The organism is Sphingobium sp. TKS (assembly GCF_001563265.1).
Classification (GTDB): domain Bacteria; phylum Pseudomonadota; class Alphaproteobacteria; order Sphingomonadales; family Sphingomonadaceae; genus Sphingobium.
In genome coordinates this window covers 387,551-400,633 of the sequence record NZ_CP005083.1, presented here as the reverse complement: position 1 = coordinate 400,633, position 13,083 = coordinate 387,551, and the positions used below count along the sequence as shown (strand labels likewise).

Sequence of the window (13,083 nt, the reverse complement as noted above, 5' to 3'; positions counted from 1 at the left end):
TCCTGCCGGCTCAAATCAACACCCGCTCCACTTCGTCCAGCGTCACGTCATCGGATCGCCGGTGGTAGAGCTGCGTCGTGCGGGTGGAGCTGTGGTTCGCCATAGTCGCGGCCGTCTCCAAGGTGCCGCCGTTCTTCAAATAGGTCGTGATGCCGGTCGCGCGGAACGAGTGGTTGCCGATCGCGGTGCCGATGCCCGCCGCGGTCGCGCGGCGGCGCACCATCAAGAAAGCATTGGCTTGGGCGAGGGGGGCATCGCTTAGGCGCTTAGTGCCGCGCGCGATCGTGCGGAACAGCGGCCCCCTGGCGCGCTCGCGCAAGCCGCAGCCGTCGATATAGGCGAGCAGATATTCCTCAAGGTTGTGGTGGCACGGCATTTCGTGCCGCTTGCCGCCCTTTTCGTGCAGGCGGACCCATAGGCGGCGGTTCTGGACGAAAGCATCGTCAACGGTCATGGCGACGGCCGCGCCGATCCGCGCGAAGCTATAGACCATGAGGCCGATAAGCGCGCGGTCGCGCAAGCCGGCATGGGTGGCAACGTCTATGGTGTCGAGTATCTGGCGCGCCTCGTCGGGGGCGAGAACGGGCGTCTTGCCGCGCCGCGCGCTGTGCGCCGGCCCGCGCACCGACGCGGCGGGGTTCACCGGCACGGCCTGGCCTGTCACCAGCCAGTCGAACAGGCGGCGCACGCCGGCGAGCTGCTGCTTGACGCTGGGCGGGGCCAGCTCGCCGCCTAGCGCCTCGATCCAGTCCGCGAAGTGGAGCGGCTGCACCTGGGCGAGCGAGGCGACACCGCGCGCCTCACACCAGGCCAGGAACTCGCCCGCCGCGCGCATATAGGCGCGGCGCGTGTGGGGATTGCGGATCGCAACGGCGAAGAACTCAAGGAATCGAAGCTGCGCGCGCTCGTCGGCCGCCGCGATCAACGCCGGCAGCGCCAGCGCAGCGACGATGCAGGCGAGGCCAGGGGGGCGAGCTGATTCATCGCGCGCGCTCCTGGCGGGCCGCGTCGATCGCCCGCTCGATCGCGCCGCGCGCCATCGGACTGTTCGACCAGCAGCTTGCGCCCAGCATCGCCGCGATGCGCCGGCACACCTCGTCCGCGCCCTGGCACGCCAGGGCTTCCATGCTGGCGATGCCAAGCGTTTCCAGGCGCTCAAGAACCGTGGGGCCGACGCCTTTCACGGCCAGCAGCACGGCGCGGTCCTCGGCGCTGAACCGGGCAGGGGAGGGCGCGGTCATTGCGCCGCCCTCTGCCACCGCGCCGGTTCGGGACGCGGCTTGGCGATCCATTGCTCTATTTTGGCGCAGACTTCTTCGTGCGGAATCCCCGGCCGCGGATCATCTATCGCGGCCTGAATACGACGCCGCAGCAACTCGTCGCGTAGATCGCCGTGCGGCTCCATTTCGATGAAGTTCTGGACGGTCAGGAACACCGCCTCGGAAGGATCGGCAAACCTGCCCCGTTCGATCTGCTCCAACAGCCAGTCGGCCTGATCTTTGGTAAGATACGCCTCGAAGCGCAAGCCCCCGGCGCGGGCCTGGTCGCGCAGCGCCGCCGCTTGGGCGCGCTCGGCCGCGTTGTCGTCCAGAAGCTCGTCGTCGGTCATATCGCCTCCCATTGATGGCGGTGGATCTCCGGCACGTTTAAACGGCCTCGGCCGGGTCGCCACGATAGCGCACCCAAAGGTCGCCCATCGCGTCGCGGTAGCCCCAGGCATCGGCGTAGGTCGTCGACTCCTGCGCCAGATAGGCCATGATCGTAAGCATATCCTCGGCAATAACGGCATCGACGTTGCACAAGTGGATGATCGGGAAATGCCCGCACTCGTCGCCGTTCCACCAGGCCAGGAGAAAATCCGCGACCTTCCATGATGCGCCGGTCTCGGCCGCGCGCGTCGGCGGCATGGCGATGGCGAGCAAGCGGCCGATCGCCGCGCCGGCCTCATCGAAGCTGACGTGCAGAATGACTGGGCGGCGCTGCGGGGGTGTCGTGGCCGAAGTGCCGGGGATCATTTCGGTAACCCGTTTTCGTCGTAGAGCAATTCGGCATGGTCAACATAGGGACGCTTCACATGCGCCGCGGCGCGGTCGGCGATAGTCAGCAGCTCGGCGCTGCGCCCACGCCGGGATGGCCTCATGCCAGCCATGAACGCTTCGTCCATCGGCGGATTGTCGGGTAGTTCATCGGTCATAGGGCCTCCATATCGGCGGCAAGCCATCTGCCTACAGATCGAGCTGCGAATGGGAGCCGAGACGGGCGAGGATCAGCCGGTCATCGTCAATGAGCCGGTAGATCAACACCAGGTCGGGCTTTACATGGCAGTCCCGATAGTCCTTCCAGTTGCCGGTCAAGGCATGATCCCGGTGCCGCGCTTCCAGCGGCGCATCCGTAGCCAGCGCCTCGATAATCCGCCGCAAATCGGTATCCAGCACATTGCGGCGCGGCCCTTTCGCCTCGCGCTTGAAGTCCCGGCGAAACGCCGTGGTGCGCTCAATCGTCCGCATGAAGATCGGCGAACAGCGCATCCACGGACGCAAACCGCTCGAGGCCGCCGCGCTCGACCTCGGCGAAGGCGGCCAGCGTTTCCGCGTTGGGCTGGAACAGCGCCGCCGGAATCTCCTTGTCCTGCGCGATCCGGGTCATCAACACGCGCACCACGTCGCTGACCGTCAGGCCCGAAGCCCGAATAACCTGACTGGCCGCATCCTGAATGTCGCCAGGAACGCGAGCCTGCACCATACGGCTTGCCGCCATGATAAACTCCTGCATCTGAAATCTGTATTTCAGTGTAATACACTTTGGGTGAAATTGCTAGAGGTGAATCCGGTTGCTGCATCGCACCCTGACATTGAGAGGCGTCCTCGCCGGCTTCGAGCTTCGCCAACCAGGCATCGGCTTCCTCAAGCGTCAGATGCAGGCCCGTCTGCTGATATTCGTCCCACACCCGTATGGCGTCCTGGCGGAATGCCTCGCGCTTTTCCTCACGTTCGACATACTGTGCGATGGCTTCGCGCATGATCCAATGCGAGCTGCGTCGACGCACTTCGGCCAGGTGCTGGACGCGCCCCTTAAGGGCGTCATCGAGTATGATTGATGTTGGCGCCACCATAGCGCGACCTCCGTAGCACCAGGCATACCTTGCGCTAAGCTACCTTATCTGGGCTGCGCCGACCAATTCTAGCGTCGACCGCGACGGCGAGTTCGATGTGTCCGCGTCAGTCTGGCTATGTCCGCTGTCAGGCTTCGTCAGGATGTTAGGGCCGGGGATTTCGGATGCTTTTCGGACCACATTCCCAGAAGGCGAGCACGTTTGCGGAATTCGTGCCCACCGAGGGTGATAGCTTTGCGCCACTCTCCGCGCCCCTTCCCTAAGCTGCCGACGCCCGCCAACCCTCAAGGTGCAGCTCGCAAGGGCAGAGGCGTTCTGCGCCAGATCACATAGCCGAATATTTCGCGCCGGTGGGCGCGCAGCTTGGGCCAAGGCCATCTCGTCTCGTGCCACCAGGCAATTCCGTGGCGATGGTCGTGCGCCTCGAGCCAGTCGCGGATCGCGGCGGGCGGCTCCGGCAGCTCCTGACCAGATTTCTCTTCGATGCGGTAGGACAGGAAAAAGGCGAGCCAGATGGCTATGGCCGCAACAGGAGCCGCGGTCCAAAGCGGAACCTCTAGGATGAAGCCCAAATAGGGCGCGAGCGCGGTCGGCTCGAGCCATAGCATCCCATGAAACACGGCGATCGTTTCAGCGATCAGCATGAGCAGCATGCCGAGGTGCCGCACGAGCTGTCCGTGGTTGCCGGGCCGGCATCGGGCACGCTGATAGGCGATGATGGTGGCATCGATCTGGCGGGCGCCGTCGCCAGGATCGTCGGGATTGAGGTGAGCGGCGAGCGCCGCATAATCGGCGGACCGGTCCTGCACAGCGTTATCCTCCAGACAGAATGCCATGAACGGGCGATGAGAAAGCGGCAGGCGCCATCGGTCCGAGGCCGCTCTCTCGAAACGGAACGAGAGGGGCCGGTCACAAGCCGAACGCCTTCCGCACGAGCGGCGCGATCCGCGCCTCTTCCACGTCGTCCGGAGAGACGCACAGAACCGGGGCGATCTGCTGCATGCGGGGGTGGGTCACGGCTTTCGCGGCGAGATAGGTTTCATCGGTGGATCCCATTGCCTCGACGATGATCTCCCGCGTTTCGCCGGTGCTGCGCGAGCGCGCTTCCAACAGAAAATCCGGGCGGCATGATCCGATTGGCGTGAGCGTGTCGAACACGGGCTTTTCGAGGAGAAGGTCGAGCCCTGCGCGATCGAAGGACCAGCGCAGCCGCAGCAGGTCACGCAGCACCGCGCGCTCGAACTCGGAATCGACAGGGATGAAGCGCTTTCCCGAGTAGATCGGCTGGGCATAGCCGCGAAGCGGCGCATAGCCATGCGCTTCGGGATATTGGCCCGCCACGACGATCGTCAGATAGGGGCCCTTGATCGTGTTCCCGCGGATCGAGGGGGACTGGACGCGGTTCGCCAGCACGACAGGATCGCTCCCGGCGACATGGATCGTCGAACCTTCGAACTTCTGCGTGAAGAGCGCGAGGAAGCCCTGGGGCGCATGCCCGGGCGGCCAGACTCGGGAGAGCTCGCGCAAGCGGGCATAGATGCGCTTGCTGTGGAGCGCCTGTGCATGCGTCCAGAGGGCACGGCCGAGCTCGATGCCCGGTGCGATTTCGACGCGCTGCGCCGCGATGGCCAGCGTCTTGAACTCGTCGCTGATCGAATGTTCCGGGTTCTCGTCGGAGAGGCAGAGCGTACGATTGAGACCGGAGAGGTTGATAAGACGCCAGAGCAATCGGGCGAGCCTTGGCACCGAGGCCTGGCGCGTTCTGTCGTCGCTGCTTTCCTCTTCGGGACGCTGCGCCAGCTTCTCGGGCGCCGGGCGCAGCACCTCGAAATAGCCGGTCGGCGGATCGGCCGGGCTCTCCTGCGTTCGCACTTCGCTCAGCCGGTTGGTGGCCTGATCGCGGAAGAACGGGCAGTCCGCCCTGTGTTCGGGACGGTTAACGCTGGTGAGACGGCGCAGATAGTAGGTTTCTGCTTCCGACAGGAACGCCGGCGTCAGGATCGGGGGCGGAGCGTCGGCCGACAAACAGTCGCAGGCGATCCACCTCTCGCCGATGCGCGCCTGCTGGACAAGCATGATCCCCGCTTCCTCGTCGGCGCGCGAACCCTGTCCGACATACCAGCGGACGAGAGCCTCTCGGACGGGCGCGGGAAGCGCAATTCTCCCTGCGCGGGTCCCGTCCGTATTGCGCGGGATCAGCCACATCGGCGCCTCCTGATCTTGATTTTTGAGGCTGACACTGCTCGGGCACGCGGATTGACAACCCGGCGGCCGCTGATCTTCCCTTGGCCTGTTTCGGTAGCAGGGAGGGTGCAATGAGGGCGTTGGGGATCGGTTTCGGCATTGTGGCGCTGGTCGTGTCGGGGGGCGCGGCAGCCCAGGGGAAAGAGGCCAAGCCCGCGCGCAGAGTGCAGCTCATCACGATGACCGCGCCCGGGCCGGAGAGCCGGCCGGATGCAGCCGCCGAACCCCCGAGCGTGCCCAACCCGGTGTCGACCGGTGCCCGTCCGCCGGACTTTCGGGTGCATGACCTCAGCCGCCGGTGGGTGGAATTCCAGATGGCGAACAGCTTCACGAACAGCGGCGTTGCGCTCGAGCAGGCAGCAAGCGGAAGCGCCGGGAGTGAAGGCTCGGCCGCCTCCGCCGAATGGTTGCCGCCGGCGCCTGCCATCCCCGTTCCTGCGTGGATGCGCGGCGGCGCGAGCTTCGATTTCGCGGCCAATCGCTTCGAGCCAGGCTGCGGCGTCCTTCCCTATCGGCCGACAGGATTCTTGAGGGCGGACGCTGAGAGCAGGCGCGCCAGCTATTATCAGCTGATGAGCGGGATCGCGTGCGAATACGGCATTCCGGTCGGGTTGTTCGATGCGATGATCATTCGCGAAAGCCGCTATCGCACCGATGCGCTGTCGCCCAAGAACGCCTTCGGCCTGACCCAGCTGATGCCCGGGACGGCTGCCTCGCTGGGAGTGAACCGCTATAGCGTCGAGGATAATCTGCGCGGCGGAGCGAGATATCTTCGCCAGCAACTCGACAGGTTCGGCCATTATCATCTGGCGCTTGCCGCATACAATGCCGGGCCTGGCCGCGTCCGTGGCGGGCTCGTGCCGCGCATCGCCGAGACGCAGGCCTATGTCGACAATGTCCTCATGAACTGGGCGCGCTTGAGCGGCGTCTACCGGCAAGCAACCGTGCTGCCGCGCCAGACCGCAAGCGTCTTCCCGCCTCGGTCGGTGCCGCCCGCGCGCGTCGCGAGCGTCTCGCTCTTCTAGGAGCGCGGCGGGGAAGGGCCCGGCGCCGAATCCGGTCGGGCTAGATCCGGAAGTCATCGCTCTCGGCCAGGCGTGCACGGCGGGCCAGCTTGGCGCTCACCTCGTCCAGCAGTTTCCGGACGACGGCTCGCCTGACCGGCACCGCCCATTCCGGGCGGACTTCCGAGCCATCGATGCCTTCGAGTTCTTCGAGCAGAACGATCAGGCCTTCCGGCATGTCGACGAATGCGTCGCAGATCATTGTGAAGAGCACGTCATGGCGCTCGATCAGGGGCTGCGGGATCGTCCCGCTTGCCTTGATGCGCACATAGGCCGCGACGATGTCGGTTCCGAGCGCGTGCAGGATGATCTGAAGCTCGTCCACAGTCATGGGCGACCGCTTCGTGGGGTCGCTGTGCAGCAGCAGTCCCAGGCGCGTCTTGCTGATGCCGGTGAGGGCGGCGAGCTTGCGTTGCGGGATGTCCTTTCGGTCCATCATGCACCGAATGAGCGGTACGAAATCGCGCAGGATCGTTTCGTCATCCGGCTCGAGCACGAACTATGATCCAGCTGTGGCGCGAGACGACATTAGCCCCCGAACCTCCCCGTTAGGGGACAAGGCAAACACGGTGAATCCCGCTTTGCAAGCGTCGTTGGAGCCAGAGTGAGCGCAATATTCCAGCGCAGATACCGCGATATAGCTCGCGAAGATCGGGCGATTTCCTAGTTTAGCCGCGTGCTCGTGCGCCCCGGTTCGCCCCCGTCAAGGCGCTGCTCAAGCGACAACCGGTCCAGTATCTGCGAGGTCTTGAGCTCGACGACATAGTCGAACAGCAGCGCCGAAAGCGCGTCGCCGATCGTCAGTGTGGTGTCGAGGCGGCGGCCGAGAGCCTGCCGCATTTCCTCAAGCGCCTGGGCATTCGCATCAGAGAGCGGAAGCCGGATTTTCACGTCGCCATGGGTCGGAATCGCCGCGAAATGCTCGCGCATCGTGCGCACTTCATGCCTGCCCGCGGCACCCGGTTCGGCGAGCCGCGCCGCGACCAGCGATACGAGCGTCTGATGCTCGTTCGTCTCATTGGAGAATAGGCGCAGGCACTCGGTGGTCAGCCGAAAGAGATATCCGGAGACATCGAGCACAAAGCCTTCGTGTTCGGCGGCCGTCGTCCCCACGTCGAGATGAATCCTTCTTCCTGAAAGGCAGCATGGCGCTGACTACTGCGACGGAGCCTGGAGTCTCGATGGTTAATATCTGCTGAGTCGTAGCCCCGAGTCTACCGGGACGCCACCAGCGCCGCAATTTCCGGGGCAAGTTGTCCCGCATTCCGGGCCAGTCTGCCCCGTAATCCGGGGCGCCATGCCCCGAATGAGCGGGCAGGCCGCCCGGCGTTCGGGGGCAGGGCCTCGATCGGCGAAAGATTCTTCCCCCGTCACCCCGGCTGCCCGTGACGACCCGGCCGCGGGTTGGTCAGCTTTCCCTGGGCGCGGTTCTCGTCGCGTCTCCAATTGAAGGGAACCCAACATGCAGTCAGTCCTGAAAGAGACCGGGCGCGCAGAGTTGGCGATCGTCGTGATCGCCGCCCTCCTGTTCGCCTCCTTCTGGTTCGCCGGTCCGGCATTCGCCGGCGCCGACACGACCTTCGACACGGCGCTCAACAAGTTCACCGATTTCCTCGAGGGCTCGGGCGGCAAGATCATCACGGTGCTTTCGCTCGCGGGCGGCATCGTCGCGCTCGCCTCCGGTCGCTTCTCCATGGGCCAGATCGCCATCCCGGTCGGTGTCGGCGTCGGCGCCGGCACGGGCATTCCCATCGTCACGTCGACGGTCACCGCGACGATCTGATCATTCCTGCGGTCGGGCGAAGTAGCAGCTTTGACCGACCCAAGGAGAGGGTGGTGCAATGGCGGCGGATAAGTACGTCATCCCGACTCATCTGGATGATCCCGAGCTGATCGGGCTGTGGACCCTGGATGAGTTCCTGGCGATGGTCATCCCCTTCGTCTGGGGGATTCTGTCTCAGCACATCCTCATCGGCATGTTGCTTTCGGGTGCGGGCTGGTGGGGTCTCAGAAAAGCGAAGGCAGGCCGGGCGACGTCATGGCTTCTCCATCTGGCCTACTGGTTTCTTCCGGCCGGCTTCACCGGTCTGAGAGCCACGCCACCCTCGTACCTTCGATTGATGGCGGGGTGATATGGAACTTTCCTACAGCCATTCGCACAGCCAGCGGGTCTTGCGGCAGCGGAATCTGCTCGCGATCGTCGCCGTCGGCCTCTGCGCACTGACGATCCTGCTGCTTATCTTCACGGTGTCGCGGGACCGCGAAATCGTGCTGCAGCCGATCCTGCGATCGCCGGTCACGGTAAGCTCCGCCGGGGTCAGCCGCGAATATCTCGAGATGATCACGCGCGACACGGTGGTGCTCACCCTCAATCGCAGCCCGCAGAACCTCGAATACTGGATGAACGCGGTGCTCGATATCACGGCGCCGGCCTCCCAGGGCAAGGTCAAGGCGGACCTGCTCAAGATCGTGAACGAACAGCGTGGATCTTCGATTTCGCAGTTCTTCACGATCGAAAAGATGGAGCTCGACACGAAGGGGCTGCGCTCGGAGGTGACGGGCAGTCTGCATACGATCGTCGGCAATCGGGTCATCTCGAACGAGCGGCGGACCTTTCGGTACGACTGGGAATATTCCGGCCTGTCCCTGAAGCTGATCGGCTTCGGCATGGTGACGGCCGAGCAGGGGAAGGATCAATGATGTCCGTCTATGTCGTCGGCAGTGCCGCTGCGGGCACCGCCTTCCTCTCGCGCGTCAACTGTCATCTGAGCCGTTGCACGGGCGCTGCGCTGATAGGCATTGCCGTTCTGCTGAGCGCGCAGCCCGCCTGGGCCGATCAGACCATCATGGCGGCGGACAGCAGCCAGGTCGACTGCCAGGCGTCCGCCAAGGACCTGACGCGTATCAGCCTGGTCGAAGACGAGTTCGCGTCGGTCTCCAAGATCTCCACCGGCAATCCGACCGATGACTTCTCGGTCGTCAACGAGCCGGTCCGCGGCGACATCTACCTGTCCGTTCCCGACGGATTTGCCCGCCCGGCGCTCTCCTTCTTCGCCACGAGCAAGCGCGGCTATGTCTACAAGTTCGTCTGCCGGATCGGCGGCGACCAGGCCGCCCAGGTCTTCGTCTCCAATCCGGCGATCGCAAACGAACGCGCAGCGGAGAACGGTCCGGCCGAGAGGCTCGGGACCCACGATGCCGCGGTCGAGCTGGTGCAGGCGATGTATTCGAATGCGGTCGCCGACGGCTACGAGATGCGCCAGCGCGCCTTGCGGCCGGTCTATGTTGGCACCCTCAAGGTGCAGATGATCGCGGAATATCGCGGTTCGGAGCTCAGCGGCAAGGTCCTGCGCATCGAGAACAAGGGTCCGTCAGAGGTCGAGCTGACCGAAGCGATGGTCGCTCCAGCGAGCGCCCTGGCCGTGTCGATCGCCGAGAGCAAGCTCGCTCCGGGCAAGGTCACCACCGCCTACCTCGTGTCCCAGAACGGAAGGTGAGGACATGGCATTATTCGATTTCCTGAATCGCAAGCGTCCCGCTCTTGATGGGGCTTCGGACGAGGGCGTATCTCCTGTCGCCAGCGATCTCACCGCGAACGAAGCCGTTCGCCGCAAGCAGCGCCTGCTGCTGGCCGGGGTGGCGGGCGCCGGCCTGATCCTCTCCTCGTTCTGGATCTTCAGCGGCGATGAGAAGGGCGACAAGCTCGCCGACGACGGCACGAGCGAGGTCACCGTTTCGACCAAGGACCTGGTGAACCGCAATCTCTCGCAGCAGGAGTGGATGGCGCTCTCGGAGAACCGCTTCCAGTCCACCGAAAATCAGTTGAAGTCGATCGACGGCCAGAACCGCCGGCTGGAGATGCTGACCGCCCAGGTGGAGGCGCTCAAGGGCCAGAACCAGGCAATGCAGGCCGACGGCCAGCGCGTGCTGTCGGCCTATCAAGCCGAGAACGAGCAGCTGCGGCGGCAGATCAATGCGCGCCCGGCCGCCACGCCGCCCGCGCCCGGCCCGGCGGCGCTCTACGGCCCGAACGGACCGCAGGCTTACCAGCGTCCCGACGGTGCCCCAGGCGCCGCGGCGCGCGGACCGGTGGGCACCGCAAGCGAGGTGAAGCTTGTCAGCTTCAACACGGCGGAGACGGGGAACGCCACGCGGGTCGCCAAAGGCAACACCACCTACACGGACAGCGTCAATTATTTGCCGCCGAACAGCTTCGCGAGGGCGAAGGTGATCGTCGGCGTCGACGCGAGCGCCGGCGTGAACAGCCAGACCGACCCGCTTCCGGTGGTGCTCCGCGTTACGGGGCCCGCGCGTTCGGTCTATCAGAACGGCCGGCTGCTTACGACCAAGATCGAAGGCTGTCTCATCAACGGCGCGGCGCGCGGCGATCTTTCGAGCGAGAAAGTCTACGTCAAGCTGCAAAAGATGACCTGCCCGCAGCCGGGCGGCCGCTACGCCGTGTCGGAGGTGAAGGGATTCATTGCCTTCGGCGGCAAGACCGGCGTGCGGGGAAGGGTGGTGTCCCGCGAGGGCTCGCTCGTCACCCAGGCGTTCCTGGCCGGGCTCGCCGGCGGCTTCGGCCGCGGCTTCTCCGCGAATGCCAACAGCGTGTTCCAGGGAACGAACATCACCACGAACGGGCAGCGCGACAAGCTTTCGACGGGCGAAATCCTCGAAGGCGGCTTTGGCGAAGGCGTCGCGCAGTCGGGCGACATGGTGTCGAAATATCTGATCGAGCGCGCCGAGCAATATCAGCCGGTGATCGAAATGCCGACCGGGATCGATGTCGAAATTGTTTTCTTGGAGGGTGTCTATGTCCGCAATTGATCGTGTCCGCTCGCTCACTCGGCGATCGCGCCTTCTGGTTGCGACCGGCGCGGCCCTGAGCGTCGCGGGCATCGCGCTGGCCGCAGATGTGGGCAGCGCCGAAAGCCAGGTGCAGGCGCTCCTGAAGGCGCGGTTACCCAAGACTGCCGTGAGTGCGATCGACTGCGGCAAAATTGCGGGCCTGTGCGAGATCACCGCGGGCGAGAACCTATTCTATGTCGACACCAGCGCCCGCTATCTGGTGATCGGGCGCGTCTATGACATGCAGACCCGTCAGGACATAACGGCGGCGCGCCTGCTCGAGATGAACCCCGACATGCTGGTCGGCTCCTCCGCGCGGGCAAACGCGCTTGCCGCCGGCGGCGAGGAGGAGGCGGGCCAGCAGCTGGCGGCAGCACCTGCACGGCTCGAGCGGCCGGCAAGTCCCGCCAAGGCGCGAACGCTTTCGCTCTCGAGCCTGCCGAAGGATGGCGCGATCGTCTGGGGGAATCCGGCGGGCCCGACCGTCACGGTCTTTTCGGATTTTCGCTGCGGCTATTGCCGGGCGCTGACTGGCGTTCTCAAGGACATGAACGTGCGCGTGGTCGAGCGGCCGATCTCGGTGCTGGGAAGCCGGGATCTCGCCGACCGGGTTTACTGCGCCAAGAACCGCGAGGCTGCGCTCCATGCCGCCTATGCCGGGCAGCCGATAAAGGGCGAGGCTTCGTGCAACACGGCCGGCCTCGATGCGAACGAGGCCTTCGCGCAGCGGAACGGCCTCAATGGCACTCCCGTCATCGTGCGTAGCGATGGCGCGATGATCGAAGGATATCGCCCCCGGGCTTTCCTTGAAGCATGGCTTCGGGAGGCGCGGTCATGAGAAACGCTGCGTTGCATAGCCCCTGGCGCCGTCTCGGCGCGCCGCTGCTGCTTTCGACCGCTCTTGCGCTTGGAGGTTGCGCAGCGCTCGGCGGAAATGTGCGCGGCGACTTTTCCTGCGCTGCTCCTGATGGCGTCTGCGCGCCGAGCGCAACGATCGATGACCGCGCGCTTGCCATGATTACGGCAGATGCAGCTGAAGGGGTCGCGCTTCCGGCTGACGCTGCCCCGCGTTCCACCAGGGATCGGAGCCGTCTTGGCTCATCGAGGCGGACCGCCGCCACTGTCCCCGCCGATCCAGCCCGGACGCGCGAGAAGGTGCTCAGGATCGTCTTCCAGCCCTACATCGACGAGCGCGGCCGCCTGCATGAGAAAAGCGCCATACATGCGGTCGTCGCGAGCGGTGAATGGCAGCAGAGCCTTGCGCAGACCGTCCCATCCAATGCGCGTCTGGACTACGCGCTAGGGGTCCCGGAGAGTCTGGCCGATGCCGTCGACCGCGTCGACCCGCCGGGTGGGTCGCCTGGTGTTGGGGATCCTGCTGCGCCGGATCCCGATGCCGTCGCTGCCGCGCGTGCGAGGAGAGGCGACCCGCTCGAGACAATCAAGGCGGATGTCGCCGCGCGGCTCGCGCAAAAGCAAAAAAGCCCAGCAGCCGCAGCCCCCGCGGATGGTGTTGCCCACGCACCATCCGTAACCGCCTCGCCGGCGCCCTTGTCCCCCTCTGGGGCGCCGGCGGGCGGCCATGCGAGGGAGCCGGCGGCTTCTGCGGCGCCGCCGACGACGATCTCTGCGGCGGGCGAAAAGGCCGTCGAACGGGTGAAAAGCGATCCCGCCTATCGGCAGATTGCCGGGTCCGCTGCGAAGGATGCGCGTGATGCCGCCGCTGATGGCACTCCCGTCGCCTCGAAGCCGAACCTATCTGCGCCGACCGTTCGCGCCGCGGACTTCCCCGCCTCAGTGCCGGAGGATCATTGA

The 13,083-nt window shown here is 65.4% G+C and carries 18 protein-coding genes and 2 pseudogenes; 8 read left to right on the top strand and 12 right to left on the bottom strand.

From position 1 onward, the window contains the following. Nucleotides 1-10 precede the first annotated feature (10 nt). The 10 genes and pseudogenes from K426_RS02010 to K426_RS01965 all read right to left on the bottom strand — a co-directional run bounded on the left by K426_RS02010 (nucleotide 11) and on the right by K426_RS01965 (nucleotide 5,317). Nucleotides 11-984, bottom strand: a pseudogene (locus K426_RS02010) (tyrosine-type recombinase/integrase). Beyond that, nucleotides 981-1,241: a hypothetical protein gene (locus tag K426_RS02005; protein WP_020818521.1), complete on the bottom strand. Its 261-nt coding sequence runs from the start codon at nucleotides 1,239-1,241 to the stop codon at nucleotides 981-983. The pseudogene K426_RS02010 and the gene K426_RS02005 overlap by 4 nt, the downstream one beginning before the upstream one ends. Further along, nucleotides 1,238-1,609, bottom strand: a complete 372-nt coding sequence (locus tag K426_RS02000; protein WP_020818520.1) for an antitoxin PaaA2 family protein — start codon at nucleotides 1,607-1,609, stop codon at nucleotides 1,238-1,240. Before K426_RS02000 ends, K426_RS02005 begins: the two co-directional genes overlap by 4 nt. 37 nt (nucleotides 1,610-1,646) lie before the next feature. After that, the gene (locus tag K426_RS01995) at nucleotides 1,647-2,015 is read right to left on the bottom strand and encodes a DUF7673 family protein (protein ID WP_020818519.1); all 369 of its coding nucleotides are present in this window, start codon (nucleotides 2,013-2,015) and stop codon (nucleotides 1,647-1,649) included. Next, the gene (locus K426_RS32315) at nucleotides 2,012-2,194 is read right to left on the bottom strand and encodes a hypothetical protein (protein ID WP_020818518.1); all 183 of its coding nucleotides are present in this window, start codon (nucleotides 2,192-2,194) and stop codon (nucleotides 2,012-2,014) included. The genes K426_RS01995 and K426_RS32315 overlap by 4 nt, the downstream gene beginning before the upstream one ends. Before the next feature lie 31 nt (nucleotides 2,195-2,225). Beyond that, entirely contained in the window at nucleotides 2,226-2,507 is a 282-nt protein-coding gene (locus K426_RS01985) for a type II toxin-antitoxin system YafQ family toxin (protein ID WP_020818517.1), read from the bottom strand. Continuing rightward, the gene (locus K426_RS01980) at nucleotides 2,494-2,757 is read right to left on the bottom strand and encodes a type II toxin-antitoxin system RelB/DinJ family antitoxin (RefSeq protein ID WP_021224639.1); all 264 of its coding nucleotides are present in this window, start codon (nucleotides 2,755-2,757) and stop codon (nucleotides 2,494-2,496) included. The genes K426_RS01985 and K426_RS01980 overlap by 14 nt, the downstream gene beginning before the upstream one ends. Nucleotides 2,758-3,040: 283 nt before the next feature. Further along, nucleotides 3,041-3,112 (bottom strand): annotated as a pseudogene (locus tag K426_RS32310) (hypothetical protein); the annotation flags it as partial. 284 nt (nucleotides 3,113-3,396) lie between these two features. Beyond that, nucleotides 3,397-3,921 (bottom strand): hypothetical protein, encoded by a 525-nt coding sequence (locus tag K426_RS01970; protein ID WP_037485683.1) that lies wholly within the window; start codon nucleotides 3,919-3,921, stop codon nucleotides 3,397-3,399. Between the two features lie 100 nt (nucleotides 3,922-4,021). Then, a complete protein-coding gene (locus tag K426_RS01965; RefSeq protein WP_020818513.1) occupies nucleotides 4,022-5,317 on the bottom strand; it encodes a hypothetical protein in 1,296 nt (431 codons plus the stop codon). A gap of 110 nt (nucleotides 5,318-5,427) precedes the next feature. Here K426_RS01965 and K426_RS01960 point away from each other — a divergent pair, with 110 nt between their 5' ends. Continuing rightward, complete coding sequence (locus tag K426_RS01960; RefSeq protein ID WP_021223069.1) at nucleotides 5,428-6,381, top strand: lytic transglycosylase domain-containing protein; 954 nt, start codon at nucleotides 5,428-5,430, stop codon at nucleotides 6,379-6,381. 40 nt (nucleotides 6,382-6,421) lie between these two features. Here the strand turns inward: K426_RS01960 and K426_RS01955 are convergent, their stop codons facing one another. Both K426_RS01955 and K426_RS01950 read right to left on the bottom strand, forming a co-directional pair. Next, complete coding sequence (locus tag K426_RS01955; RefSeq protein WP_020818511.1) at nucleotides 6,422-6,916, bottom strand: helix-turn-helix domain-containing protein; 495 nt, start codon at nucleotides 6,914-6,916, stop codon at nucleotides 6,422-6,424. A 167-nt stretch (nucleotides 6,917-7,083) separates the two neighbouring features. Beyond that, nucleotides 7,084-7,533 (bottom strand): hypothetical protein, encoded by a 450-nt coding sequence (locus K426_RS01950; protein ID WP_020818510.1) that lies wholly within the window; start codon nucleotides 7,531-7,533, stop codon nucleotides 7,084-7,086. Nucleotides 7,534-7,882: 349 nt separating this feature from the next. Between K426_RS01950 and K426_RS01945 the strand changes: the two genes are divergently transcribed. The 7 genes from K426_RS01945 to K426_RS01915 are packed head-to-tail and all read left to right on the top strand — an operon-like array spanning nucleotide 7,883 to nucleotide 13,083. Beyond that, complete coding sequence (locus K426_RS01945; RefSeq protein WP_020818509.1) at nucleotides 7,883-8,203, top strand: hypothetical protein; 321 nt, start codon at nucleotides 7,883-7,885, stop codon at nucleotides 8,201-8,203. 58 nt (nucleotides 8,204-8,261) lie between these two features. Further along, nucleotides 8,262-8,552, top strand: a complete 291-nt coding sequence (gene traL / locus K426_RS01940; protein WP_020818508.1) for a type IV conjugative transfer system protein TraL — start codon at nucleotides 8,262-8,264, stop codon at nucleotides 8,550-8,552. A 1-nt stretch (nucleotide 8,553) separates the two neighbouring features. Continuing rightward, complete coding sequence (locus K426_RS01935) at nucleotides 8,554-9,120, top strand: type IV conjugative transfer system protein TraE (RefSeq protein ID WP_020818507.1); 567 nt, start codon at nucleotides 8,554-8,556, stop codon at nucleotides 9,118-9,120. Beyond that, on the top strand, nucleotides 9,117-9,917 hold the full coding sequence (locus K426_RS01930; RefSeq protein WP_021223067.1) for a type-F conjugative transfer system secretin TraK: 801 nt from the start codon (nucleotides 9,117-9,119) through the stop codon (nucleotides 9,915-9,917). The genes K426_RS01935 and K426_RS01930 overlap by 4 nt, the downstream gene beginning before the upstream one ends. A 4-nt stretch (nucleotides 9,918-9,921) precedes the next feature. After that, the gene (locus K426_RS01925) at nucleotides 9,922-11,247 is read left to right on the top strand and encodes a TraB/VirB10 family protein (protein WP_020818505.1); all 1,326 of its coding nucleotides are present in this window, start codon (nucleotides 9,922-9,924) and stop codon (nucleotides 11,245-11,247) included. Further along, the gene (locus tag K426_RS01920; RefSeq protein ID WP_020818504.1) at nucleotides 11,234-12,106 is read left to right on the top strand and encodes a DsbC family protein; all 873 of its coding nucleotides are present in this window, start codon (nucleotides 11,234-11,236) and stop codon (nucleotides 12,104-12,106) included. The genes K426_RS01925 and K426_RS01920 overlap by 14 nt, the downstream gene beginning before the upstream one ends. Further along, on the top strand, nucleotides 12,103-13,083 hold the full coding sequence (locus K426_RS01915; protein WP_048574957.1) for a TraV family lipoprotein: 981 nt from the start codon (nucleotides 12,103-12,105) through the stop codon (nucleotides 13,081-13,083). Before K426_RS01920 ends, K426_RS01915 begins: the two co-directional genes overlap by 4 nt.

What these genes read in the sequence shown, in the direction of transcription:
- K426_RS01965 (WP_020818513.1), bottom strand. Translation starts at nt 5,317, where the DNA reads ATGTGGCTGATCCCGCGCAATACGGACGGGACCCGCGCAGGGAGAATT.
- K426_RS02005 (WP_020818521.1), bottom strand. Translation starts at nt 1,241, where the DNA reads ATGACCGCGCCCTCCCCTGCCCGGTTCAGCGCCGAGGACCGCGCCGTG.
- K426_RS01985 (WP_020818517.1), bottom strand. Translation starts at nt 2,507, where the DNA reads ATGCGGACGATTGAGCGCACCACGGCGTTTCGCCGGGACTTCAAGCGC.
- K426_RS32315 (WP_020818518.1), bottom strand. Translation starts at nt 2,194, where the DNA reads ATGACCGATGAACTACCCGACAATCCGCCGATGGACGAAGCGTTCATG.
- K426_RS02000 (WP_020818520.1), bottom strand. Translation starts at nt 1,609, where the DNA reads ATGACCGACGACGAGCTTCTGGACGACAACGCGGCCGAGCGCGCCCAA.
- K426_RS01920 (WP_020818504.1), top strand. Translation starts at nt 11,234, where the DNA reads ATGTCCGCAATTGATCGTGTCCGCTCGCTCACTCGGCGATCGCGCCTT.
- K426_RS01960 (WP_021223069.1), top strand. Translation starts at nt 5,428, where the DNA reads ATGAGGGCGTTGGGGATCGGTTTCGGCATTGTGGCGCTGGTCGTGTCG.
- K426_RS01915 (WP_048574957.1), top strand. Translation starts at nt 12,103, where the DNA reads ATGAGAAACGCTGCGTTGCATAGCCCCTGGCGCCGTCTCGGCGCGCCG.
- K426_RS01930 (WP_021223067.1), top strand. Translation starts at nt 9,117, where the DNA reads ATGATGTCCGTCTATGTCGTCGGCAGTGCCGCTGCGGGCACCGCCTTC.
- K426_RS01925 (WP_020818505.1), top strand. Translation starts at nt 9,922, where the DNA reads ATGGCATTATTCGATTTCCTGAATCGCAAGCGTCCCGCTCTTGATGGG.
- K426_RS01935 (WP_020818507.1), top strand. Translation starts at nt 8,554, where the DNA reads ATGGAACTTTCCTACAGCCATTCGCACAGCCAGCGGGTCTTGCGGCAG.
- K426_RS01945 (WP_020818509.1), top strand. Translation starts at nt 7,883, where the DNA reads ATGCAGTCAGTCCTGAAAGAGACCGGGCGCGCAGAGTTGGCGATCGTC.
- K426_RS01980 (WP_021224639.1), bottom strand. Translation starts at nt 2,757, where the DNA reads ATGGCGGCAAGCCGTATGGTGCAGGCTCGCGTTCCTGGCGACATTCAG.
- traL (WP_020818508.1), top strand. Translation starts at nt 8,262, where the DNA reads ATGGCGGCGGATAAGTACGTCATCCCGACTCATCTGGATGATCCCGAG.
- K426_RS01995 (WP_020818519.1), bottom strand. Translation starts at nt 2,015, where the DNA reads ATGATCCCCGGCACTTCGGCCACGACACCCCCGCAGCGCCGCCCAGTC.